Raw genomic sequence first — 22,185 nt, 5'->3', positions numbered from 1 at the left:
CCGAGGAGTGGACATAAACCTGATATGTCCACTCGTCAGGGCCGGGGGAGAGCATGCTCATCCGGGGTTGGCGCTGCGGCTAGCCCTTAAGGCACTTCTGGTACTCGAGCCATGCGAAGGCGTACTTGATCCAGCCGATCACGTCATACCACTTGCTCGGCGCTACCGGTGCGGTGCACTTCGGAGGCAGTGGGGCGGCAACCTTGACGGCGGCCTTCACCACGGTCCCGGACTCGACGGCGGTCAGTACCAGGGTTCCTGTTCCCGCTGCCGCTCCCGTGGGCACCTTGAGGTTCACCGAGGCGGCACCGGAAGCTACGCTGACCGTTCCCAGCTGTGTCGCGACCCCCTTGGCATCCGTGAAGACTGCCTTGAGCGAGGCGTTTTGCGGGCTCCCGAGGGAGGTCAGGTTCAGCTTGGAGACGGCCAAGGTCATGGCGTCGCCCCTCTTCACTTCTGCCGCCGTGGTGTTCACCACGGCAACCGAACGGCGGGCGAAGTCAGGTGACACCGGATTGTGCGCGCGCAAGTACTTGATCCACGCGTCGCGATCCACCAGTCCTGAGTCCTTGGTGTTGCTGCCGTCCTTGAAGACCCGGAAGTTGTCGCCACCGGCGGCCAGGAAGCTGAACGTTCCGATGCGGTACGACTTCGCGGGGTCGATGAGCGCACCGTTCACCCAAATGGAGGTGATCCGGTCGCCTGCGGGGCGGGCGGCGTCGAACGTGTAGTTCACGTTCTTGGACATGCCCAGCTGCAGGTACGGACGGCTCGGCACGGAACCATCGGCGTTGGTCTGCCACTGCTGCTCAAGAAGCGACTTGAACTTGGCGCCCGTCAGGGAGGTAGTCCAGAGGTTGTTCACGAACGGCAGTACGGCGTTGGCCTCAGCGTAGGTGATAGTGCCGTCGGGGGCGTAGTAGAGCTCGTTGCGCAGGCCGCCGGGGTTCACGACGCCGATCTCGGCACCGCCCAGTTCCGGAGCCTTGAGCGTGTCCACGAGGGAGTCCGCCACCAGGTTGCCGAGAGTGGATTCGCTCGCGCGGTCATCACGCTTGGGAGTGCCCCCAGCAGGGTCCGGCGTGAACGCCGTGGTGATATCCGCGGTGACAGCGCCCACCGGCTGATTGCCGACGACGGCGGCGTCGGCCAGCGCCTTGTCGACGATGGCCTTGACCTGTGCGGCGCGGGGGTAGGTTCCGGACATGTCCGTTGTTGAGCGCTTGACGTTGCCCGCGGTGTACGCGGTCACGGCCATGCTCTTGGTGTCCACGGTCAGCGTGATTCGGCCGATGTTTTCGCCGTAGTTTCCGGTCTGCACGATCGGGCGGGTCTTGCCCGTCGGCTGGCCGTTGGCGCCGAGGATCGGTGCGTCCCAGGCGTATTCCTTGTGGGTGTGGCCGGTGAAGATGGCCGCAACATCAGGTGTGGTTTCCTTCACGAGCTTGGCGAACGGGCCGCCCGTGGCGACTTCCTGTTCGATAGTCGCACCGTCCGGCGTACCGGCTCCGGCGCCGTCGTGGACTTCCGCGACGATCACATCGGCCAGCTTTCCGGCCTTGATCTTGGCGGCAACACGGTTGACGGCGTCCACAGGGTCACCGAATTCAAGGTCGGCAATGCCGGCCGGGCTGACCAGGGACGGGGTTTCCTGCGTCACGGTGCCGATGACGGCCACCTTGATGCCGTTCATGTCCAGAACGGTGTACTCCGGCAACACCGGGGTGGTGGTGCCCTTCTGGTAGACGTTGGCACCGAGAATCGGGAACTTCGCGTTGTTGCCCCCGGCGATGACGCGGTCCCGCAAGTCCGCCCATCCGCCGTCGAACTCGTGGTTGCCCACTGCGGATGCCTTGAGCTCAAGCGTGTTCAGCAGGTCGATGGTCGGCTGGTCCTTGGCCACCGCAGAGGCGAAGAGCGATGCGCCGATGTTGTCTCCCGCGGAGATGAAGGCGGTTGAACCGGCCGCGGCACCGGCCCGGAGCTGTTCGATGGTGCTGGCGAACAGGACCGTGTTGCTGTCGATGCGTCCGTGGAAATCATTGATGCCCAGGAACTGCAGGTCCACGCTGGCCGGTGTGGTCGGCAGGTTCAGGCCGACCACCACGGGATCGTGGTCACTGGCCCGGAATTGGTCCGGGGCGTAGTAGTTGCCGACGTTGTTGTTGTACCTGCTGTACTCGAAGGCAACCGACTCCACCGAGTTGATGTTCCAGATGTCGGTTCCGGTGACCACGTCGTGCGCGGCGGGGGAGGCGAGGATGTGGTCGAGGGAGCCGACCATTCCACCGAACAAGTACGAGTGCTTCCCGGTGCTTGTTTCCAGATCTGCGTAGCCTGCCCCGGTCAGGACGTTGATCGGGTCTTCTTTTGAATAGGCGTTGAAATCGCCGATGAGGAACACTTTGTCGGTGCCCTTGGAGGACTTCAACTGATCTGCGAAGGTCAGGAGCGATTGTGACTGCTTGGTGCGCGCCACGTTGGAAGCGCCTTGGCCCTTGTCGGTGTCGTCCGGTGTTACTGCTGAGCCCTTGGACTTGAAATGGTTCACGATCGCGATGAACTTCTTGTCATCGCTTGCCCCCACGGGCTTGAATACCTGGGCGAGGGGCTTGCGTGCGCTGGCGAAAGCGACGGTGTCGTTGTGGATGATCGACTCACCCAGTGGTTCGGCGCTCGCCTTCTTGAAAATGAAGGCCGTACGGATCATGTCCTCGTCGCTCAGCGGGGGAGCATTGGCAGGCGTGCGGACGTAGTCCCAGATTCCCGGGGTCTCGATGTTGAGGGAATCCACCAGCTTCGCGAGGGCGTCGTCGCGGTTCTTGCCGAATTGTGCCGAGTTCTCGATCTCCTCCAAGGAGACGACGTCGGCGCCGGACTTGGTGATCGCAGCGACGATCTTTGCTTGCTGGCGCTGGAGGTTCTCGGCATTCGCCGCACCGCGGGCGTTGCAGCCGTCCTTGACCGTGATCGGGTTACCGTCCCGGTCCGTGTAGTACGTGCAGCTGCTGAGCTGGTCACCGGTGGTGGGGAAGAAGTTCAACACGTTGAAGGAGGCGATCTTCAGGTTGCCGCCCACGTTGGCGGGGGCCTGGGGGCGGCTACCGGTGAAGCTGACAGGCTGCACCGAATCCGCGGTGGCCGGGGTCAGTTGTGAGAGCGGCTGGAATTTCCAGGAGTTGTTCCCGTAGCCCAGGATCACGTTGGTACGGAAGGTCGCAGCCGATCCGACCCGGACGGGATCGCTCGTTGTCAGGTACGGAAGCGCCTGTGCCTTCGTGGAGGCGTCCTTGAGGAAGTTGGTGGACGCGCCGTCGTCGAGCTTGATGCCGCGAAGTGCATTGTCCGCAACCACGGCGTTGTATTCGGCTGAGCCGTAGTTTGCGACGGCAGTCGGCTGGACCAAGGGTGAGGTCCCGCAGCCAAGCCGATTTCGCCGTACTGGTTCAGTGAATAATTGTCCGTCACGGTGAAGGCGCCCTGGGGTGCCACGAGCATGCCTTCGTAGCGCTCGCGGGTGGCTTCGTCGGCTGGAAGCGCGAAGTTGCTGGGCTTGACTTCAGGCGCGGCTTCGCTGAGCTTCTTCACTCCGCTTGCGTCCACGGTGAGCTGCGTTTGGTTGGAGAACTCGCTCACCGTGCCGGTGAGTTCGAGGTAGTCGCCGATCTGGGTGCTTTCCACGGTGGACGGCGAGTAGACGAAAATAGCGTCCGACGCCGTCCTGGCCGCCGGATCGGTGTCGCCGCCGGTTCCCGGGGTCTGCACGTAGTAGCCGTTGAAACCGCCCGCGGCGTAGACGGCCGTGACTTTGCCTCGGGTGGTTACCGTGGCACCGGTGAAGGGGCTGGCCGCCCCCGTGCCTTGGATTTCCGCAATGGTCTTGGTCCCGGCATCGGTGGGCGGAGGGGCAGTGGCCCCTGCCGCCGTCGGGGTGATGGCGGCGCTGAGGCTTAAGTCGGCGGCGTTGTTGTTGGTGTCCGCTCCGTTGGTCCGGTTCAGGCTCCTGACATCGGTGTTGCTTGCCGGTGCCAGGGCCGCCGCGGTCTCGAAGGTATTCGTGCTTCCGTAACCGAGAAGATCGGCTACGGCGGGGTTGCTCACTACGGAACCCGTGGGGAGGGGGTTCACTGCAGTGCCCTGCTTTGCAAGGACGAGGGTTCCGGCACTTCCGCTCGGGTTGAGCGTTCCGGAACCGTCGACGTCGGCAGCCGGCAATTCTGCCGCCGTCGAGCTTGCGCTGTTGCTGGCGCCCTTGACGAGGAAGAATCCCTTGGCCGGGATGGTGCCGCTGAGGGGAGTGATGAAGGTGGGCGGATTGACGTTGCCCGCCGCGCGGTATTGGAGCGACCAACCACCCAGGCTAACGGCCGCGTCGGAGTTGTTGTACAGCTCCACGAACTTGTTCCGGAATGCAGCGCCGGCGCTTCCTCCGCTGAGGTAGGCCTCATTGATCACCACCGACGGGCCTGTAGCGGTGGGCGTATCGGCTGCCATGGCCGGAATGGTGGCGAGCGGGGCTGCAAGCAATCCCGCCGACACCACCAAACCGACTAGAAGTTTCCCATTTTTAAAATGCATTAGCTCTAACTTTCAATTGGCCCCGTAGGGCGCAGTGGAAGACGCCCGCCGGGTGCGTCGGCGGGCGGTGAACCGGGTTTTACTCCGGTGGGGATATCACGCTCGGCATCACATCAGGCGTGGATGAATACCGGGTTGCCGGTTGGTGACGGCGGCGCGTCGGGGTTCGCATCGCCCTGGGGAAGGCGATCCGTCAACGCGCGAATCGTCGGGGACATGGAAAAGGTCCCCACGGATGTTCCGTGAGGACCTGTGCAAGTGGAAAGTTCCAGCGGATCCCCCGACGCTGACGAAAGAACCCTGCCGGCGGTGCCGGCCATTCCTGGCCAACTCCGGCCGGCAGGGTCCGTGATGGTGCGGGCTTATGCAGCCTGGTTTTGGATGAGCTTGAAGATCGCACCCGTCGGGTCGGTCAGGGTGGCCATCCGGCCGTAGGGAGTGTCCTCAGCCGCTTGGATGACGGTGGCGCCGAGGGCGGTGGCCTGCTCGATCGTCGCGTCGACGGTGTCCACGGCGAAGTAGACGCCCCAGTAGGACGGCACCTCGGCCGGGAGGAACCCGGAGGCGTCCATGATGCCGGCCTTGGAGTCGTCGCCGGCCCCGAGCGTGGTGTAACGGAACTCCGGGGTATCGCCCACGACGGTGGTTTCCCAACCGAAGACGTTCTGGTAGAAGGAAACGGCCGAGTCGTACTCCTTGGCGAAGAGCTCGTGCCAGGCCGGTGCGCCTGTTTCGGCAGCCAGCTGGTAACCCTTCATTTCGCCGAACTGCCAGGCGCCGATTGCTGCTCCGGAGGAGTCCGCGTACATGGCCATGGTTCCCTGGTCCGGCACTTCCATGGGTTCCATGTAGACCTGGCCGCCGTTGGCGACGGCCGCTTCGGTGGTGGCCTTGATGTCGTCAGTACGAAGGTAAGTGGACCAGACATCGGGCATCTGGCCCATATCTGCCTGCTTCTGCATGATCCCGGCAACCATCTTGCCGTCCTTCGAGGCCGTGATGTAGCCGCCGTACTTTTCCTGGTCCCCGGTCTCGTAGGTCCAGCCGAAGAGCGTGTTGTAGAAGGACTTTGCCTTCTCCGGGTCCGAGGTCATCAGGTCGATCCAGCAAGGTGAGCCGGGGGTGATGTCAGGCGTGGGCATGTTTGCTCCTGTGTAGTTACCGCGGTTGTTTCCACGGTTTCATGAGTGGGTGGTGGAGACAGACAAAACCCTATGCGGGGCCTCTGACAGTTTCAATGCCTTCGCATAATGCCGTCAGCGGAACCTAGCCCATGACGAGCATCAAGACGAAGTAGACCACTCCGCCGACTACTGAGTAGATGGCAAAAGGCGTCAGGGTCCGGGTCTCGAAGAAACGAAGCAGGAACTTGGTGGCGAACCATGCGGCGACGGCTGCGCACAGTGCACCGACCAGAAATACGCCGCGCTCGTCGGCCATGGCCGGCGTGAAGAGATCGGGCAGTTTGAGCACTGCGGCAGCGCCGATGATCGGCGTGGCGAGCAGGAAGCTGAACCGCGCGGCGTTCTCGTTGTTCAGCCCGGACAGCAGGCCGCCGGCCATTGACGAGCCCGAGCGGGAGATGCCCGGGATCAGGGCGGCAGCCTGGGCGGTTCCGATTGCCAGGGCGCGCTTCCACGGCAGGTTGGCGATTTCGGCGTCGGAAGCCGTGGCAGTGGTTGCGTGCGCCGCAGCGCGGCGGCTGTCCCTTGTCCGCAGTCGCTCGGCACCAAACAGGACCAGGCCGTTGACCACAAGGAAGACGGCAGCGATCAACGGGGAACCGAAGAGGTTCCGGATGGGCTTTTCCAGGACCAAGCCGATGATTCCGGCAGGCACGGATCCAACCACCAGCAGCCAGCCGAGCTTTGCATACGTGTCCGAGGGAGCGATCTTCCTGTCCCGGATGGAGCGGCCAAGGCCCTTCGCGATTTCAATCCAGTCCCGGAGGAAGAAAAAGAACAGCACGATGGCCGTGGCCAGGTGTGTGGCTATGAGGAAGTTCAGGAATTCCGGCGCCTTCTGGTCCAGGCCCCACCCGAAGAGCTTGGGCAAAATGACGCTGTGGCCGAGGCTGGAAATCGGGAAGAGCTCGGTGATTCCCTGCAGCAGGCCCATAATGATGGCCTGGATCATATTAATCATGGCTTCGATCCTAGTCAGTACCGGTTACTGGGAGATGAACGTTTGCTGGGAGCTGGCCGAGTGCCAGCCGGTCAAGGGGCCCAGCTGACTGTGCTGCAACGGCGCGGGAGCACCTGTCAGCGGGAGAAATGCACGAGAGGCCGGTCATGGAATCCGAAGATTCGCATGAACCGGCCTCTCGGCTGCGCTGTGTCGCGCCACGCGGAAGGTAAGGGATTTGAACCCTTGGTGCGGGGTTGCCGCACACTGGTTTTCAAGACCAGCTCCTTAGGCCGCTCGGACAACCTTCCCTGCCTAGTAGTGTTTCATAGGGAGTTGGCTGCGCCAAAAACCTGCCGCCGCGATTAACGCGGTTAAGGTGTCTCAAAGGCCAACTGCACTGAGCGAGGGATCGGGAGCACTCTATGAAAGCCGTCTTCATCTCCGAACCGGGCGGGCCCGAGGTTCTGGAAATCCGCGACGTCCCCGCTCCGGTTCCCGGCCCCGGCGAGGTTCTTATCGACGTCGTCGCCGCCGGCCTGAACAGGGCGGACGTCCAGCAGCGCCGCGGCTTCTACCCGCCACCACCCGGAGCATCCGACATTCCGGGCCTTGAGGTCTCCGGCAGGATTGCCGCGTTCGGGCCCGACGTGAGCAAGCCGTTTTCCGTGGGGGACAAGGTGGTTGCCCTGCTTTCGGGTGGCGGCTACGCCCAGCAGGTCGCGGTCCCCGCCGAGCAGGTCTTGCGATTGCCCGACGGCGTGGACCTGGTCACCGCGGCATCCTTGCCCGAGGTAGCCGCCACGGTGTATTCGAACCTCATCATGACTGCGCAACTGCAAGCGGGTGAGACGGTACTGATCCATGGCGCCACCGGCGGCATCGGCACCATCGCCATCCAACTCGCCAAGGCGTACGGTGCCACCGTCGCGACGACGGCCGGTACGGCCGAAAAGGTCGGCACCGCGAAAGCCTTCCTTGGCGCAGACATTGCCATCAACTATGCCGAAGAAGACTTCGCCGAAAGCCTCAAGGCACAAAACGGCGGCAAGGGCGCGGACGTGATTCTCGACGTCGTCGGTGCCAAGTACCTGCAGCAGAACGTGGAAGCACTCGCGGACTATGGGCGGCTGGTGGTGATCGGGTTGCAGGGTGGCGCCAAGGGCGAACTCAACCTCGGCCAGTTGCTCAGCAAACGGGCGGCGATCATCGGCACGGCGCTGCGCCCGCGGCCGGTCGCGGAAAAGGGTGTCATCATGAATGCCGTCCGCGAATCGGTCTGGCCGATGCTGGCCGACGGCCGGATCAAGCCGCTCGTAGCCAAGTCATTCCCCCTGGAGCAGGTCCGGGAAGCTCACGAATACTTCGATTCCGGCGAGCACATGGGCAAAGTCCTGCTGCTGCTCTAGCGGCCGCCCGCCAAACCGGCAGCACGAAGGAGGCGTATGTCCATCCGGTACAGCATCCTGGCGTTGCTTCAGGAGCAACCTCGCTATGGCTACCAATTGCGGGCAGCGTTCGAGGAACGCACAGGAGCCGTCTGGCCCTTGAACATCGGGCAGGTGTACACCACCCTGAACCGTCTGGAGCGCGACGCCTTGGTCCGCAACGAGGGCGACGACGGCCACGGCCACGTGCTTTTCAGGATCACCGAGGCCGGGACCGCGGAGATCCGCCGGTGGTTCACGACGGCGGTGGATCGTGGAGCTCCGCCAAGGAACGAATTGGCCATCAAGCTTGCGCTGGCCGTCACGACGGCGGGCACCGATGTTCCCGCCCTCATCCAGGCCCAACGTGAGATTTCCCTGCGCCAACTGCAGGTGTACACCCAGGACCGCAAGGATGTCGCAGCCAACCAAAGGGTCACGGATACCGCCAGGCTGCTCGTTCTGGACTCCCTGATCTTCCATGCCGAGGCGGAGGCCCGTTGGCTGGATCTGTGCGATGCGAGGCTGGTCCAGCAGGCCAATGGCGCCGGCAACGGCATGATGGGAACCGTCCGCGGTAACGGGACAACCACCGCATAGACTGCTCCGCAGGGGAGGTGCTGACATCGAAACATTGACGAATGCCGACGTCCGGATCCGGCTGATCGGCCCCGACGACGCCGACGCGCTGATCCGCCTGGCGGAGACGGATAACTTGTTCGACGAGGACCCGTCCGTTGCGCCGTCTGGTGCCTTGACGTACGACGCCGCACGCTCCTTTCTGGGCGACCCCACCGTTCTGTTTTGGCTGGCCGAGCTCGGTGGCGAGCCGGTGGGATTCCTCCACTGCTGCGTTCAGCGCCGGCGCAACGCCGGACCTTGGGCCGAACTGCTCCTCATGGAAATGGGGACCCATGTGGAGTGGCGCCGCCGCGGCGTCGGACGATCCCTCTTGGCCGTCATGGAGGAATGGATGCGGGAACACGGGATGGAGGAGGTCTGGGTCCCTGCCAACCTGTATGCCACGGGATTCTATGAAAAATGCGGTTTCGCTAAGGACGAAGGCGAAATACTCGTCAAGGCTCTGGGCTGAGTTGCGGCCCATGAGAGTATGAACGCATGAGCGATCAGGACGACACTCAACCCAGTGGCGAGAGTTTTGACGACATACCGGTGGAGGGCACAACCTTGGACGCTGGCGCGGCGCAGAGCACATCGGAAGCGGGGCCCAAGGCCGACGGGAAGGCCGGTGCCAAGAAGGGCACCACCCTGCAGGACCTCGTCGACGAACCCGCCAAGGTCATGCGGATCGGCACCATGATCCGCCAGCTCCTCGAAGAAGTGAAGAGCGCCCCTTTGGACGAGGCAGCACGCGGGCGCCTTGCCGAAATCCACGAACGCTCCATCAAAGAGCTGGAAGAGGGCCTCGCTCCGGAACTCGTGGAAGAGCTGGAACGCATCAGCCTCCCCTTCCCTGAAAACGCCACGCCCTCCGACGCTGAGCTCCGGATCGCCCAGGCGCAGCTGGTTGGTTGGCTCGAGGGATTGTTCCATGGAATCCAGACCGCGCTTGCCGCCCAGCAGGCAGCCCGGGAGCACGCTGTTGCCCAGTTGCAGCTTCGCCAGTTGCCACCCGGAACCATGATCGCCCCGGGCGTCGTTATCGGCGAGAACGGTGAGCCTCAACGTGCCCACCTTCCCGGCAAGGAAGCGGAGCCCGGCAAGCCGGCTCGCGTGGAAGATCCGGACCACGGTCCGGGCCAGTACCTCTGAGCGCTGGGTTGGGATTCTTTGGGGCCGTCCGGCAGGGGCGGAAGGATGATGCTGAACTCGGCAAAGGATTGTGGCGGCGTGCCCACGACCGTTTTCACCGCGGTCTGGATCGGTACCACCAAGTGCTGGAGGGTGTCGAAGACGAACAGCTCTACGGCGAACTCGTAGTCATTGCCAACGAACTCGCGGACTTGTCGTCCCAGGTGCGTGCCATCTGCGTCGAGGCCCAGCTCCGTGCGCCCAGTGAGGGCCTGGACATTCCCGGATCGCTCGCAGGCGTGCATCGGGCCCTGTCCAAAGCGGGGAACTCTCTTGCCACGACCGCGGAGGCCGCGGCGATGCTGCGTCTCGCCGTCGGGCCCGTCCCGGTAGGAGCGGCGTCGGTGCGACGTCGCGCCGAAGCCGTGTACGAGCATGTCGAGGAAGCCGAACGGCTTTTGAAGGCCGGCTCGTAACCTGTTGGCGGATTTAGGTGCAGGCGCGTCTATTCCCACATGGCAACTATTAAGCGCCTAGCTTAGAGGCGCGGAATCCGTAGCCACTGCGGGTGCGCGCTGGCAGGATGGAAGCCATGACTTCGTCACCGAACCTTACTTTTAATGACGGCAACTCCATTCCCCAGCTCGGCTACGGGGTGTGGCAGGTTGAGGACGATGTAGCCGAAAAGGTGGTGCGTCAGGCCTTCGACGCCGGCTACCGCCACATCGATACCGCCAAGATCTACGGCAACGAGGCAGGCGTGGGACGCGCCATCGCATCCTCCGGCCTCAAGCCCGAGGAAATCTTCATCACCACCAAGCTGTGGAACGCGGACCAGGGTTACGAATCCACGCTTGCGGCTTTCGAAGAGTCCATGAACCGCCTCGGCCTGGAAACCCTTGACCTCTACCTGATCCACTGGATGCAGCCCAAGCAGGACAAGTTCGTGGACACCTGGAAGGCCCTCATCGAGCTCCAGAAGCGCGGACGCATCAAGTCCATCGGCGTCTCGAACTTCAGCAAGGAAGGCCTGCAGCGCCTGATCGAGGAAACCGGCGTTGTTCCGGCCATCCACCAGATCGAGCTGCACCCGTTCTTCAACCAGGCGGAACTCCGCGAGTTCGCTGCTGCCCGGGGCATTCTGACCCAGGCCTGGTCGCCTTTGGGTCAGGGCGGCGAGCTTCTTGAGAACGCCACCATCGCCCAGATCGCCGCCAAGCACGGGGCCACCCCGGCGCAGGTGGTTATCGCCTGGCACCTGGCGATCGGCAACGTCGTGATCCCGAAGTCCGTGACCGAGTCCCGGATCCAGGAAAACTTCGCAGCACTCGGCGTCACCTTGGATGAAGCAGACATTGAAGCCATCAACGGCCTGGACCGAGGCGCCGAAGGCCGCATCGGACCGGATCCGTCAGTCTCAGACTTCGCGTAGTTCTACATCGCAACGCGGGGTCACTTACGGCCCATTCAGCGGCACCAAATGGGCCGTAAGTGACCCCGCGTTGCTGACGGTTCACCTCGCGGGGCGGAGAGGCGGGCCGGTGGAGGCTCGGATCGTCAGTCTCCGACGTCGCGTAGTTCTCCACAGGTAGGCCCCGCACCTGACAGGTGCGGGGTTTTCTTGTCATAACTGCTAAGCGGGCTGATGATCGTAGTGTGTTCGCGGTGACCGACGAGGCAGAGGGCCATCCGTCAGGAAAGAGTTGAATCAACGGGAAGCAGACGATGAGCGGGATTGACGATCTCATGGCCGGGCTCAACGATCGTTGGGAGCATGCCGCCAGGAGGGCTTCGGGGATCGCGGACAACGGGCTGGGCGCTGCCGTGAAAACCTACTACACGCGTTATTTTCCTGCCGGCGTGATCGCTTTGATTGCCGCCGGGACCGGGCTCGGGATACTGGCATTTGGGGGCGATTCGCCGGGCTTGTTGTTGTATTTGGTGTTCGGGCTTGCCGCGTTAGGCACTCTGATTGGTGGCCTGGTCTACAACGCGAAGAAAGTGGTGCCCGCAGCCAATTTCGGACGGATCGATGTCCTGCTTTCGCTGGAAAAGGGCGAACAGAAGCAGGTCCGTCGTCAGATCGCGGGGAAGGCAACGATCGAACCGGAACATCTTGCGGTGGTACGGGCCGCTGCGGTGCAGCGGCGAAAAAGCCTCGCCACCCAACTGCTCTTGGCGCCGTGGTATCTGCTCTACTTCATTCCGCAGTCGGTGAACTCTGCCCTGCGCGGTGACGGTACGGGCGCGTGGTTTATGGCAATTGGCGTGGTTGCACTCCTTGTCGGGATCGGGTTTATCGTCCGCGACTTCCTCCGGACGGGCCGGTTCCTGGCACGCACGGAGGCGGTCCACTAAATACGGAGCGCAAGCACGGCTCGCGGCTCACCGCGCGGGGCGGAGGGGCGGGCCCGTTGAGGCTCGGATCGTCAGATGGGTGGGGAGTTCGACTTTCACCCGCATCTGGGAGCGGCCGGGTCGCAGCCTGCTGACGAGCATGTCCGTTGCAACCCGCCCGGCTTGTTCGATGGGGGCCGTGAGGGTTGTCAGGGGCGGCTGGCAGAAATCTGCTCCGAAGATGTCATCGCACCCGACCACGCTCATTTCGTCGGGTACGTCGATGCCGCGTTCCCTCAGCCGGACGAGGACGCCGATGGCAACCAAGTCGTTGAACGCGATGCAGGCGGTGGCCCCGCTGTTGAGCAGTGTGTCAGCGGCGGCAGCCCCGGACCGCGTACTCGGGTGATAGGGGCCAAGGCGCCGGATGGTGATACCCAACAACTCGGATCGCTCCTGCAGGGCCTCCCACCGCCGGCCGTCCGACCAGGAGTTCGGCGGCCCTGCGAGATAGGCAATATCCCGGTGGCCGAGTGAAAACAGATGTTCCATGGCCTGCTGGACCCCTGAAGGGGTATCAATGATCACGCTCGGTACACCGGGTGTGCTGCGGTTCAAGGTCACCAAAGGGGATTTGGCAGCCGCGCTGATGAGCTGCTCGTCGCTGAGGCGGGTCGCGGGAAGAAGGAAACCGACGGCCGAGCTCCGGAACTCGTCCAGGTAGTTTGCTTCCAATTCGACATCCTCTTCGGTGTCGACAAGAAGTTGGGTGTAGCCGGCAGTCTTGAGCTGATGCTGAGTGCTGCGGATGAAGTCAAAAAAGAACGGGTTTGTGATGTCCGGAACCAGGACAGCGACGGCTCCGGACCTTCCCGGGGCGGTGCTGCGGGGATATGCGGACGGCACGTATCCCAGTTCGCGGGCAGCCGCTTCGATGCGTTCCCTGGTGGCTTGGTTGACGCGGTGCGGCTGAGATAAAGCCCGCGAGACCGTGGAGGCGGCCACACCGCTGAGGGCGGCGACGTCCCTGATAGTCGGACCCCGCCCCAGCGCGCCGGTTCCAATACTGGCCTCGCTAATGCTCATAGTGCTGCCCCCTCGCGGCCCCGCAATGCGTTCTGAGAGTCCATCTTCCCTCATCCGGGATCTCCCTTCCCATCTGTGACAGGCCAATCCCCAAAAGCAACGGTGGCAATTTTTGGCAACCGTTGCACTTGTTGCAGCAACTGTCATAGTGTTCCAGCTAACATCCGGTCTGTGTGGCCGGTTCCCCCGAGGATTTCGGGGCGACTCAACGAGGAGCATTAGAAAGACATGAACAACTCAAGGACGCGACTTATTGGCGCGGTCGTTCTCGTTTCGCTGGGAGCACTAGGGGTAACCGGTTGCGGTGCCGACAACGGCTCGTCGAGCGCGAGCGGGGGCGCCCCCAACGGCCAAGGCAAGACCCTGGATGTCCTGGTCGGTGCCAACACCAACAAGTCCGATCAGTTCAAGGCCTGGCAGGCCCACATAGCCGATGCATTCAAGAAGCAGACCGGCGCCGACCTGAAATTCGAGACGTTCGCCAGCGCCAACGATGAGCTCTCGAAAATCCAGACCTCTGTGGTCGCAGGCCAGGGTCCGGACGTCTACGCAGTGGGTACCACCTTCACCCCGACCGCGTACTCAACAGACGCCTTCGTCAAGTTCGACTCGAATATGTGGAACAAGGTAGGCGGTCGCGATCGCTTCGTTCCCGCGACGTTGGGAATTTCGGGGCCGGACACCCAGAATGAAGTGGGCGTTCCGTTTACCTCCAGGCCCTACGTTCTGGCCTACAACACCGAAATGTTCAAAAAGGCCGGGCTGGACAAGCCTGCGAACACCTGGGACGGGCTGCTGGACCAGGCCAAGAAGCTGACCACCGGATCCACATACGGGTTCGCGACCGGATACGCGGACAACTACACGCCGTGGAAGTTTGCCTGGGCCATGGCCAACCAGTCGGGCAACCCCTTGGTGGACGGAAAGACTGCCCGCATTGATGACCCCACCGTGCTCAAGTCCTACGAAACGTACTTCGGCTGGCTGACCAAGGACAAGGTGGTCAACCCGGCCGCCGTCGGTTGGAACGATACCCAGGCCGCCGCTGACTTCGCCTCGGGCAAGTCCGCCATGATGTTGATGACCACCGCATCAACAAAGGTCACTTTCGATGCCTCTGCCGTGAAGGGTAAATACGCCTACGCCGTGATGCCGACTGTACCGCCGGGACAGACTTCCGTGCCCGCCGGGGGCCAGCCGGTCAGCTCCATTATTTCCGGCGACAACCTGGTGATTGCCAAATACTCGCAGAACCAGGACCTCGCGGCTGCTTACATCAAGCTGCTCACCAGCGAAGACGAGCAGGTCAACTACAACAAGCTGTTCGGGGATCTTCCCACCAACGCTGCGGCCGCAAAGAAGGTCCAGGACGCGGATCCTTCGCTGGCGCCGATCATTGATTCAGCGTCCAAGTCCAAGACGACGCCGTTCACCGGCGCGTGGGGCGACATCCAGCTGGCGATGACCAACGTCGTGGTTCAGTCCCGCCCCGATCTTGGCAACGGCAGCTTCAATGAGACCAACCTCAAGGCTGCGCTGGCCAAGGCCCAGAAGGACTCCCAGGCCTCCCTCGACAGGGCGTCGGCAAACCAGTGAGCATCACCGTGAAAAAAGACGCCGCCCTGCGGCGCGCCCCGGAGCTTGGCGGGCAACCGCCCGCCAAGCGCCGGCGGACGGTGAGCGAACGAAATCGGCCACTATGGATGCTCACCCCTGGTGCGCTCCTGATCGGCCTGATAATCGTCGTCCCCCTGATCCTGGGCATCTACATCGCGATGCTGCAACTGGATCAGTACACGATCCGGAAATGGATCAGTGCCCCCTTCGTAGGGTTGAAAAACTTCGTCGAAGCGTTCACGTCCACTGACTTGGTCCATGCCTTCGGCAACAGCATCGGCTTCTCGTTGATCGCCACCGTCATCACGGTACCGATCGGCATTTACGCCGCGCTGGCGACCCAGAATGCCTATCGCGGCAGGTCCTTGGTGCGCTCGATGTTCCTTATTCCCTACGTCCTTCCATCGTTCGTCGTGGGAAGCTTTTGGCGCACCATGCTCCAACACGACGGCATCGTCAACAAGGTGCTGACCGCGTTCGGACTGCCTGCCGGCCAATGGCTCACCGGTCCGGCCAGCTTCTGGGTACTGATCCTGGTCGAAGTATGGGCGGCCTGGCCGTTCATCTACCTGATGGCGCTCTCAGGCTTGCAGTCCGTGGACCAGGAAGTCCACGAGGCCGCGGCGATCGATGGCGCCTTGTGGTGGACGAAGCTGCGCTACGTGATCTTCCCGTATTTGCGCGGGCCGGTCGCCTTGGCGTGCCTTATCGCGACCCTCCACCACATGAACAACTTTTCGCTTGCCTTCTTGTTGTTCGGCGTCCCGGCTCCCTTTGACGTGCAAATACTGCCGACCCTCGTCTACAGCATGAGTTTCACCAGCCTGCGGTTCGGCATGGGAGCGGCGATGGCGCTGATCTCGCTGCTTCTGATCGCCATACCGCTCTACTTTTACTTGAAAGCCGTTCGACTCGACACCGGCACGGACGCGGGAGGCAAGAAATGAGCAACAAAACGCCCGACGTCGTCATGGAGGTCCCGCTGGAGACCTCCAGCCCGCTTCGCACTGGAAGCGCGCCCCGCAAGACCGGACGGCAGACTGCCGCGGTATACCGCCTGCTCCCGACACCGTTGCTGGTCGGAGGCACCATCCTGCTGTGCGCCATGGTCGCGATTCCGTTGCTCTACATCGTGTTTTCCTCGATGAACTCCGATGTGGAAGTGGCCCGGGGGGCATTCTTCCCCACCGAATTCACCCTCGCCAACTACACGAAGATCTGGAGCACCCTGCCCTTGGGCACTGGCCTGATCAACAGTGTCTTGATCGCCGGTGCGGTTGCGGTGGTTTCCTCGTTGCTTGGCATCATCACCGCTTACGTGCTGGTCCGGTTCGAATTCAGGGGCCGCCTAAGCATTCTCCGGGGGCTCATCGGCCTGCAAAGCGTTCCGGGCGGTCTTTTGCTGCTTCCGGTATTCGTTCTCTTCGCCTCGGCTGGCAACTATCTGGGAATCACCGTCATCGGTACCTACTGGGGCCTGTTCCTGGCGTACCTGACGTTCGCCCTACCGTTCTCCATCTGGGTCATGGTCACGTATCTGCGCGGTTTGCCCAAGGAACTGGAGGAAGCAGCCCGCATCGACGGATCTTCTTCGATGGGGGTTCTCTTCCGGATCATCTTCCCCCTCAGCTGGCCCGGGCTCGTGGTCGCCGGCGTTTTTTCCTTCCTGCTCGGCTGGAATGACGTCATGTTCGCCTCGGTCCTGACCCGTCCGAATACCCAGACCGTGGCGGTTGTGCTGCAGATCTTCGGTTCCTCCTCGGAAGGTGGGGCGCTGCCCCTGTACGGCCAGATGATGGCCGCATCCTTGGTGTGTGCCGCACCTGTGGTCATCCTCTATCTCATTTTCCAACGATTCCTCGTCGGCGGCCTGACCGCCGGCGGTGTCAAATAGGCCAGCCACGCCGGCTGCCAACCATGTATTACTTCAAGGAGAAAACGACGTGACCGTCAAGCAAACCCAGTGGACACTGTCTGGATTCGGCGATGAAATAAGCCCTGACCCGCTTATCCAGATCGCAGTTCTGCAGGCCTTGGGCGCCAACCACATCGAAGTCCGCAGCGCTTGGGGCACCAATATCGTGGAGCTGTCCGAAAAGGACCTCGCCCGGCTGGACCAGATACTGCGCGAGCAAGACATGGGTGTGTCGGCCATCGCCTCTCCCATCGGCAAAGTGGACATCACCACACCTGTCGCAATCGAAGTGGATCGCCTCCACGCGGCCATTCGGGCCGCGAAGGTCCTGGGCACCCGCTACATCCGGATCTTCTCGTTCTATCGGGCCGAGGGCCTCAGCGCCGAAGACATCCGCGACGCCGTCATGATCCGCATGCGGGCCTTGGCCGCAGAGGCCCAGGCGCACGACGTCGTACTCCTGCATGAAAATGAAAAGGACATCTACGGCGACACGCCTGAACGCGTCCTGGACATCATCACGACGGTTAATTCCCCGGCGCTGCGGATTGCCTGGGACGCCGCGAACTTCGTCCAGGTGGGCGTCAAGCCTTTCAGCGAGGCCTACGACATGCTCCGCCCGTACCTGGAATATCTCCAGGTCAAGGATGCCCGTGCCGATGACAGCCTGGTGATGCCGGCGGGGGATGGCGACGGCCAACTTCGCGAAACCATCAACGCCTTGAAGGAAGACGGTTTCGAAGGCTTCGCTTCCCTGGAACCCCACCTGGCCAACACCCACCACCTCGGAGGATTCTCGGGACCGGCAGCGTTCGGAGTTGCCGGCCGCTCCTTCAACCGCCTCCTCGACGAAGCCGGAGTTACCACTAAATGACCATCGCGAACACAGCAACCACGCCCAAGCGGCGGCTGCGCACCGCCGTCGTCGGCTGCGGCGTCATCGGCCGTCAGCACGCCAAGCTCATCACCGCGAATGAAGACCTGGAACTCGTCGCCCTCGTTGACCCGCTTGAGCCGGCCGCGACCGCTCTGGCGGACACGGTCGAGAGTGAGCTGCACAGCCCTCGTCCCGCAAGCTACTCGTCGCTGGCAGCTGCACTGAAGGACGCGGGCATCGATCTTGTCGCTGTCTGCACGCCAAGCGGCCTGCACGCGGACCTGGCCGTCGAAGCTTTGAATGCCGGCAAGCACGTCATCATCGAAAAGCCCATCGACGTGGATTTGCCGAGCGCCCGGCGCGTTGCAGATGCGGCGGCCGCCGCAACGGGGCAGGTCGTCTCGGTGATCAGCCAACACCGCTTCGATCCGGCGAGCGTCGCTGTGGCTCGGGCTGTCCGGTCCGGACGCTTCGGCAGGATCACCTCGGGAGTGGCTTCGCTGGCTTGGTGGCGGGGCCAGAACTATTATGACTCCGGCCAGTGGCGGGGCACCTGGGAGCTCGACGGCGGCGGCGCGGTCATGAATCAAGGCGTCCACAGCGTGGATCTGCTTCTTTGGTTCCTGGGAACCCCCGTCCAGATTCAGGCCCACACCGCGCTGCTCGCCCACGAGCGCATCGAAGTGGAGGACACTGCGGTTGCGACGGTCCGATTCGCCTCCGGCGCTTTGGCAGTGATCCACTGCACCACCGCGGCCTATCCCGGACTCACCGCCCGGATCCAGGTCCACGGAGAGACGGGCTCGGCCGTCGTCGACAATGATCGGCTGCAGTACTTCCACGCCGCTGACAATGCTCCCGCAGAAGGAGAATCTTCCTACGGCATGGCCGGGGCCGGGAACCAGGCCGAACTTGAGGTCGGGGCCCATGATGCGTCAGCCAATACGGACGGATCAGACGATCTGCAGACCGCGCACCAAAAGCAGTATGCCGACGTCGTGGAAGCCATCCGTTCCGGAAAGGATCCGCGGGTCGGAGTTGAGGAAGCAACCGCGGCACTCGCTACCGTGCGGGCCCTTTATGTGTCGGCAACACTCGGCTCGGCGGTGTACTTCGAAGACGTCTTGGCCGGCAAGTATGACGACCTCGTCGTCCACACGGGCCGCGCCTAAGTCTGCTTGACTGCCGTGCTGGTGCCGCTCTGTGCGGCGCCAGCACGCAGCTCGCGCAACCACCCCAAGGCTTCTTGTTCATCGGAGAAATATTGGGTGGGGCACTGCGGTGCGGGGAGCCCGTGCCTGCCGTGGGCGATGACACGGTCCACGGGCGTGCTGCCCAGAATCGCGAAGGCCGTAATGGTCGCCGCTTCGCTGAAGAATCTGACGGCGTCGCGGCTGACGTACTCGACGCCGATGACCTGGAGCAGCACAGCGGCGCCCATTCCGCCCGTCAGAGCCATGTAGCGCTCCCGGACAAGAGCTCCGTCCTCTGCGGTGATCCGGCCTCCCGGGCGCAAAGTGATCCGGAGGATCCCCTCACCCGCGTCCTCAATCCTGACATTTTCAGGTTCCGAGCCGAGCCACGCCCCGCCTCCGTCCGCATCGGAAACCGTGTTGACCTCTGCGTCGCGGTGTAATTCGCCCTCGGACTGAACCAGCGTTGTCATCAGATCCCCATGATGTGATTCCACCTGCGACCCCATCGACGCAGTTCCCGGATCAGCAGAGCCGGGTGTGATCACACTACCGGTGAGGTTGCCCCGCGTCCATGATGAGTAAGTATGCGGAGTGTTCCCGTGGGAGCCCGTCTGGTAGCAAGCACCGGACACGGCGAAGGGCGCACCCCGATGGGATGCGCCCTTCGCTAGACGGTCGGGTCAGTCCTTCTTGAAGGCGTCCTTGACCTTTTCGCCGGCCTGCTTCAAATCGCCCTTGGCCTGGTCGGCCTGGCCTTCCGCCTTCAGGTTTTCATTGCCCGTGGCGTTGCCGGCAGCTTCCTTGCCCTTGCCGCCAGCCTTCTCGGCAGCGTTCTCAATCTTGTCGCCTAGTCCCATGGTGTTTCCTCCTCTGGTTCGGCAGCCGATCGATACGGCCGTTATTACATACTAAGCATGCTTCGGGTTTGGATTTCAAATCCGAAAGAGCTGCCGGTCAAGGAATCATGGGAACTATAGGCCCCAACTCACGGGCCGTGGCAGAATCGCCTGATGCCCCTGATCCAGGTTTTGAACGCTTCGCCGGCAACTACCGAGAAGAAGCTTTAAGCTCCGCCAGGGGCCGCTTCCTCGACCGCGGTCAGCGCGGCAGGGATTCTCTTGAGCCGTAGGATGCCGACAGTCCAGAGGCTCACTAGCGCGTGAAGCGCGGCCCATACGATTTTCACCGGGTCAAACAGGGGCCCGTCGATGAACACCACCGTCAGCACGATTGACGCAGCGGAGACCGCAATGGCCGCGATCAGTGGCGACCGGGCTGTTCCTTTTAGGGTGGCGAGGTTCCAGACCCCGATGGCTACACCCGCAACCGATACCACCCCGAAGGCCAAGGTGACGGCGATGACGTAGGCAATCCACTCTGCCGGGGGTTTTACGCCTGAATCGGCCATGTCTCGTAACTGTCCGATACCCGTCGTGGCGCTCGTGACGGTGACCAGACCCGTGAGCAATCCAGTGACCAACTCGAAAAGCCCCACCCAGAAGCGCCAATGCCGTGATCTCATCGCACCGTGGCGGGTAAGGATAGGCACGTCGGCTGTCCGCGATGGCCGTACATAGAGCTGTCTTGCTGCATCGGGCTGGTCGATTTGCGACTGCTTTTCTTGCCCCATCTGGCGTCCCCTTCGAGCGCAGTTGGGGCCGTCCCAGTGCGCCCCCAACCGCCGAGTCTACCTTCGGCCACTTTTTTACGGGCTCCCCGATCGCTGGAGGGACCCTATGCCGTTGAGGTTCCGAGCATCAGAGGCTACGTTTGCCTCTAGTTGACTAGGCTTCGCATAAGCAGGGGGACAAATGAATTTATGGAAGCTGGCCAGAGCCTTGCCACGGCGGCGATCAGTGCGAATTCCGGCGTCGCGGCATTACTTGGGGACTTGGACAGTATGAATGAGATTTGTAACGGCAGTCTGATCAAGGGGCCCACGGCGTTCACTTTCCTGAGGCTGCGTTACAGGTGCACCACGGCTGCCCGGGCTGTCCTCGGCACCACGTTTATCCTCAAAAGTCTTTCAGGAACAGCCGAAGCTGCAAGCCGCAGATCTTCAGCCGGCGGTGCTGGATGACGACGAAAATCACTCGAGCGGGTTGGTGGCGCACCGGAAGGGTGTCACCAAGGCTGGTCTGCCTGGGAGCCGTTTTGGGCGCGGTCGGGGCGCTGGCTCACCTCGGAAGTTACGCATGGGGCCAACAAATCAATGCCTATGCCCTCGTCTGGGGTCTCTACTTCCTGATCCTCGAGGTGATTGTCTTGGCAATCCTTGGGCTGGTTGTTGCCGGCGTTGTCATCAGCGCAAGGTTCCTCGTGACTGAGGCAGCGAGCCGGATGACACGTGCGGTCGTCACTGGCTTCTCGGCACTGATGAGTTCAGGGATACTCGCGTATGCGTTCAGCAGCCTCTTTCCTCCCTTGACGAACCCTGGAGCAATCGCGGCGGTCACCGGTCTTCTGGTGGGCGGCGCGTTCGCCATCGTTTCCTACGGGCATACGTCCCAGCCGTGAACTCTCGGCTATCCACGGGGTGCCCGGGGTGGAAGAAGCCACAGGCCGCGACGGCTTCCCGTAGCCGCGGATAGCTCGCTCCCGGATCCTCGGCTACGGTGACGTCCATAGCCAAGGAGGATAGGGAAATGCAGACGACGATCCGGGTTGTCAGGCACACCCATCTTCCTCGTCAAACCATCGCGGACCTTCGGGTCCTGTTCGACGTCGAATATCACGAGAAGTTCGGCCCATGGGACCCCGATTGTCCCTATGGGTATTCCCCCGCCGATGTCCATGTCCTCGCCTTCGATGGTCTAGACCTCATTGGTCACGTCGGATTCCAGCGAAGGCTGATCGACGTCGGCCCTGTCGGGGTCCTGGTGGGTGGCACCGGCGGCGTACTTGTGGCACGTCGGGCACGAAGAACAGGACTCGGCACCGAGCTGATGGGCCGCGCGCGGGAAGCCATGGAGACTGCTGGCGTGGATTTCGGCTATCTCGGGTGTCGTGAAGACGTGGCGCCGTTCTATGAGTCCTGCGGCTGGCGCCGGATCCGTGCTCAAGAACGGTGCCTATCAAGACGGGACAGGACCACAATCATCGAATCCACGGATACTCCGATCCTGATCTGTTCCGCGGCCAAGAGCGCCGCATCGTGGCCTGCCGGACCGATCGACCTTCGGGGAACCCCTTGGTAGAGCGCCCCGGGATGGAGGTCCCAGTGGGGCCCTTGCAGGCTTGTCCCGGGGGCGCCCGGCATCATTTTGGGGCACGCCG

20 protein-coding genes, 1 tRNA gene and 1 pseudogene are annotated in these 22,185 nt (G+C 62.8%); 14 read left to right on the top strand and 8 right to left on the bottom strand.

Translation table 11 applies throughout. The features are described 5' to 3' along the window. Nucleotides 1-79: 79 nt before the first annotated feature. From ACSBOX_RS18275 to ACSBOX_RS18260, 4 genes and pseudogenes are all read right to left on the bottom strand, one after another. Nucleotides 80-4,578, bottom strand: a pseudogene (locus ACSBOX_RS18275) (ExeM/NucH family extracellular endonuclease). A 362-nt stretch (nt 4,579-4,940) separates the two neighbouring features. Further along, the gene (locus tag ACSBOX_RS18270; RefSeq protein ID WP_442543724.1) at nt 4,941-5,720 is read right to left on the bottom strand and encodes a VOC family protein; all 780 of its coding nucleotides are present in this window, start codon (nt 5,718-5,720) and stop codon (nt 4,941-4,943) included. Between the two features lie 124 nt (nt 5,721-5,844). Then, nucleotides 5,845-6,723 (bottom strand): undecaprenyl-diphosphate phosphatase, encoded by an 879-nt coding sequence (locus tag ACSBOX_RS18265; protein WP_442543723.1) that lies wholly within the window; start codon nt 6,721-6,723, stop codon nt 5,845-5,847. Nucleotides 6,724-6,925: 202 nt separating this feature from the next. Continuing rightward, nucleotides 6,926-7,013, bottom strand: a tRNA-Ser gene (locus ACSBOX_RS18260). 114 nt (nt 7,014-7,127) lie between these two features. Here ACSBOX_RS18260 and ACSBOX_RS18255 point away from each other — a divergent pair. The 7 genes from ACSBOX_RS18255 (at nt 7,128) to ACSBOX_RS18225 (ending at nt 12,239) form a co-directional block, all read left to right on the top strand. Next, complete coding sequence (locus ACSBOX_RS18255) at nt 7,128-8,111, top strand: NAD(P)H-quinone oxidoreductase (RefSeq protein WP_442543722.1); 984 nt, start codon at nt 7,128-7,130, stop codon at nt 8,109-8,111. Nucleotides 8,112-8,147: 36 nt separating this feature from the next. Continuing rightward, on the top strand, nt 8,148-8,729 hold the full coding sequence (locus tag ACSBOX_RS18250) for a PadR family transcriptional regulator (RefSeq protein ID WP_442543721.1): 582 nt from the start codon (nt 8,148-8,150) through the stop codon (nt 8,727-8,729). Nucleotides 8,730-8,763: 34 nt separating this feature from the next. Then, nucleotides 8,764-9,222, top strand: coding sequence for a GNAT family N-acetyltransferase (locus ACSBOX_RS18245; protein WP_442543720.1), 459 nt, complete (start codon nt 8,764-8,766; stop codon nt 9,220-9,222). Between the two features lie 26 nt (nt 9,223-9,248). Next, nucleotides 9,249-9,902 carry a bacterial proteasome activator family protein gene (locus ACSBOX_RS18240; protein ID WP_306869154.1) on the top strand — a complete coding sequence of 218 codons (654 nt, stop codon included), beginning with the start codon at nt 9,249-9,251 and terminating at the stop codon, nt 9,900-9,902. Between the two features lie 8 nt (nt 9,903-9,910). Beyond that, entirely contained in the window at nt 9,911-10,357 is a 447-nt protein-coding gene (locus ACSBOX_RS18235) for a hypothetical protein (protein ID WP_442543719.1), read from the top strand. A gap of 116 nt (nt 10,358-10,473) precedes the next feature. Continuing rightward, on the top strand, nt 10,474-11,313 hold the full coding sequence (locus tag ACSBOX_RS18230) for an aldo/keto reductase (RefSeq protein ID WP_442543718.1): 840 nt from the start codon (nt 10,474-10,476) through the stop codon (nt 11,311-11,313). A 293-nt stretch (nt 11,314-11,606) separates the two neighbouring features. Next, a complete protein-coding gene (locus ACSBOX_RS18225; protein WP_442543717.1) occupies nt 11,607-12,239 on the top strand; it encodes a hypothetical protein in 633 nt (210 codons plus the stop codon). A gap of 27 nt (nt 12,240-12,266) precedes the next feature. On the opposite strand, the gene ACSBOX_RS18220 is transcribed toward ACSBOX_RS18225, so the two are convergent. Next, nucleotides 12,267-13,304 (bottom strand): LacI family DNA-binding transcriptional regulator, encoded by a 1,038-nt coding sequence (locus ACSBOX_RS18220; protein ID WP_442543716.1) that lies wholly within the window; start codon nt 13,302-13,304, stop codon nt 12,267-12,269. Between the two features lie 228 nt (nt 13,305-13,532). On the opposite strand from ACSBOX_RS18220, the gene ACSBOX_RS18215 reads away from it, so the two are divergent. From ACSBOX_RS18215 to ACSBOX_RS18195, 5 genes are all read left to right on the top strand, one after another. Beyond that, nucleotides 13,533-14,900, top strand: coding sequence for an ABC transporter substrate-binding protein (locus ACSBOX_RS18215; RefSeq protein WP_442543715.1), 1,368 nt, complete (start codon nt 13,533-13,535; stop codon nt 14,898-14,900). Beyond that, complete coding sequence (locus tag ACSBOX_RS18210) at nt 14,897-15,868, top strand: carbohydrate ABC transporter permease (protein WP_442543714.1); 972 nt, start codon at nt 14,897-14,899, stop codon at nt 15,866-15,868. The genes ACSBOX_RS18215 and ACSBOX_RS18210 overlap by 4 nt, the downstream gene beginning before the upstream one ends. A 158-nt stretch (nt 15,869-16,026) precedes the next feature. Further along, nucleotides 16,027-16,815: a carbohydrate ABC transporter permease gene (locus ACSBOX_RS18205; protein ID WP_442546067.1), complete on the top strand. Its 789-nt coding sequence runs from the start codon at nt 16,027-16,029 to the stop codon at nt 16,813-16,815. A gap of 49 nt (nt 16,816-16,864) precedes the next feature. After that, complete coding sequence (locus ACSBOX_RS18200) at nt 16,865-17,710, top strand: sugar phosphate isomerase/epimerase family protein (protein WP_442543713.1); 846 nt, start codon at nt 16,865-16,867, stop codon at nt 17,708-17,710. Continuing rightward, nucleotides 17,707-18,885, top strand: coding sequence for a Gfo/Idh/MocA family protein (locus ACSBOX_RS18195; RefSeq protein WP_442543712.1), 1,179 nt, complete (start codon nt 17,707-17,709; stop codon nt 18,883-18,885). Before ACSBOX_RS18200 ends, ACSBOX_RS18195 begins: the two co-directional genes overlap by 4 nt. Here the strand turns inward: ACSBOX_RS18195 and ACSBOX_RS18190 are convergent. The 3 genes from ACSBOX_RS18190 to ACSBOX_RS18180 all read right to left on the bottom strand — a co-directional run bounded on the left by ACSBOX_RS18190 (nt 18,882) and on the right by ACSBOX_RS18180 (nt 20,458). Then, a complete protein-coding gene (locus tag ACSBOX_RS18190) occupies nt 18,882-19,379 on the bottom strand; it encodes a DUF7793 family protein (protein ID WP_442543711.1) in 498 nt (165 codons plus the stop codon). The two genes, ACSBOX_RS18195 and ACSBOX_RS18190, sit on opposite strands and share 4 nt — an antisense overlap. A 210-nt stretch (nt 19,380-19,589) precedes the next feature. Next, nucleotides 19,590-19,766 carry a CsbD family protein gene (locus ACSBOX_RS18185; RefSeq protein WP_078106551.1) on the bottom strand — a complete coding sequence of 59 codons (177 nt, stop codon included), beginning with the start codon at nt 19,764-19,766 and terminating at the stop codon, nt 19,590-19,592. A 206-nt stretch (nt 19,767-19,972) separates the two neighbouring features. Then, the gene (locus ACSBOX_RS18180) at nt 19,973-20,458 is read right to left on the bottom strand and encodes a hypothetical protein (protein WP_442543710.1); all 486 of its coding nucleotides are present in this window, start codon (nt 20,456-20,458) and stop codon (nt 19,973-19,975) included. 527 nt (nt 20,459-20,985) lie between these two features. Here ACSBOX_RS18180 and ACSBOX_RS18175 point away from each other — a divergent pair. Together ACSBOX_RS18175 and ACSBOX_RS18170 are read left to right on the top strand one after the other, a co-directional pair. Continuing rightward, on the top strand, nt 20,986-21,426 hold the full coding sequence (locus tag ACSBOX_RS18175; protein ID WP_442543709.1) for a hypothetical protein: 441 nt from the start codon (nt 20,986-20,988) through the stop codon (nt 21,424-21,426). Nucleotides 21,427-21,554: 128 nt separating this feature from the next. Further along, on the top strand, nt 21,555-22,106 hold the full coding sequence (locus ACSBOX_RS18170; RefSeq protein ID WP_442543708.1) for a GNAT family N-acetyltransferase: 552 nt from the start codon (nt 21,555-21,557) through the stop codon (nt 22,104-22,106). Nucleotides 22,107-22,185: the final 79 nt, after the last annotated feature.

Origin of the sequence: Arthrobacter sp. KN11-1C (assembly GCF_052180225.1) — a bacterium.
GTDB lineage: Bacteria > Actinomycetota > Actinomycetes > Actinomycetales > Micrococcaceae > Arthrobacter.
Note: the sequence above shows the minus strand (reverse complement) of the source record. Positions and strands in the feature narration are given on the sequence as shown.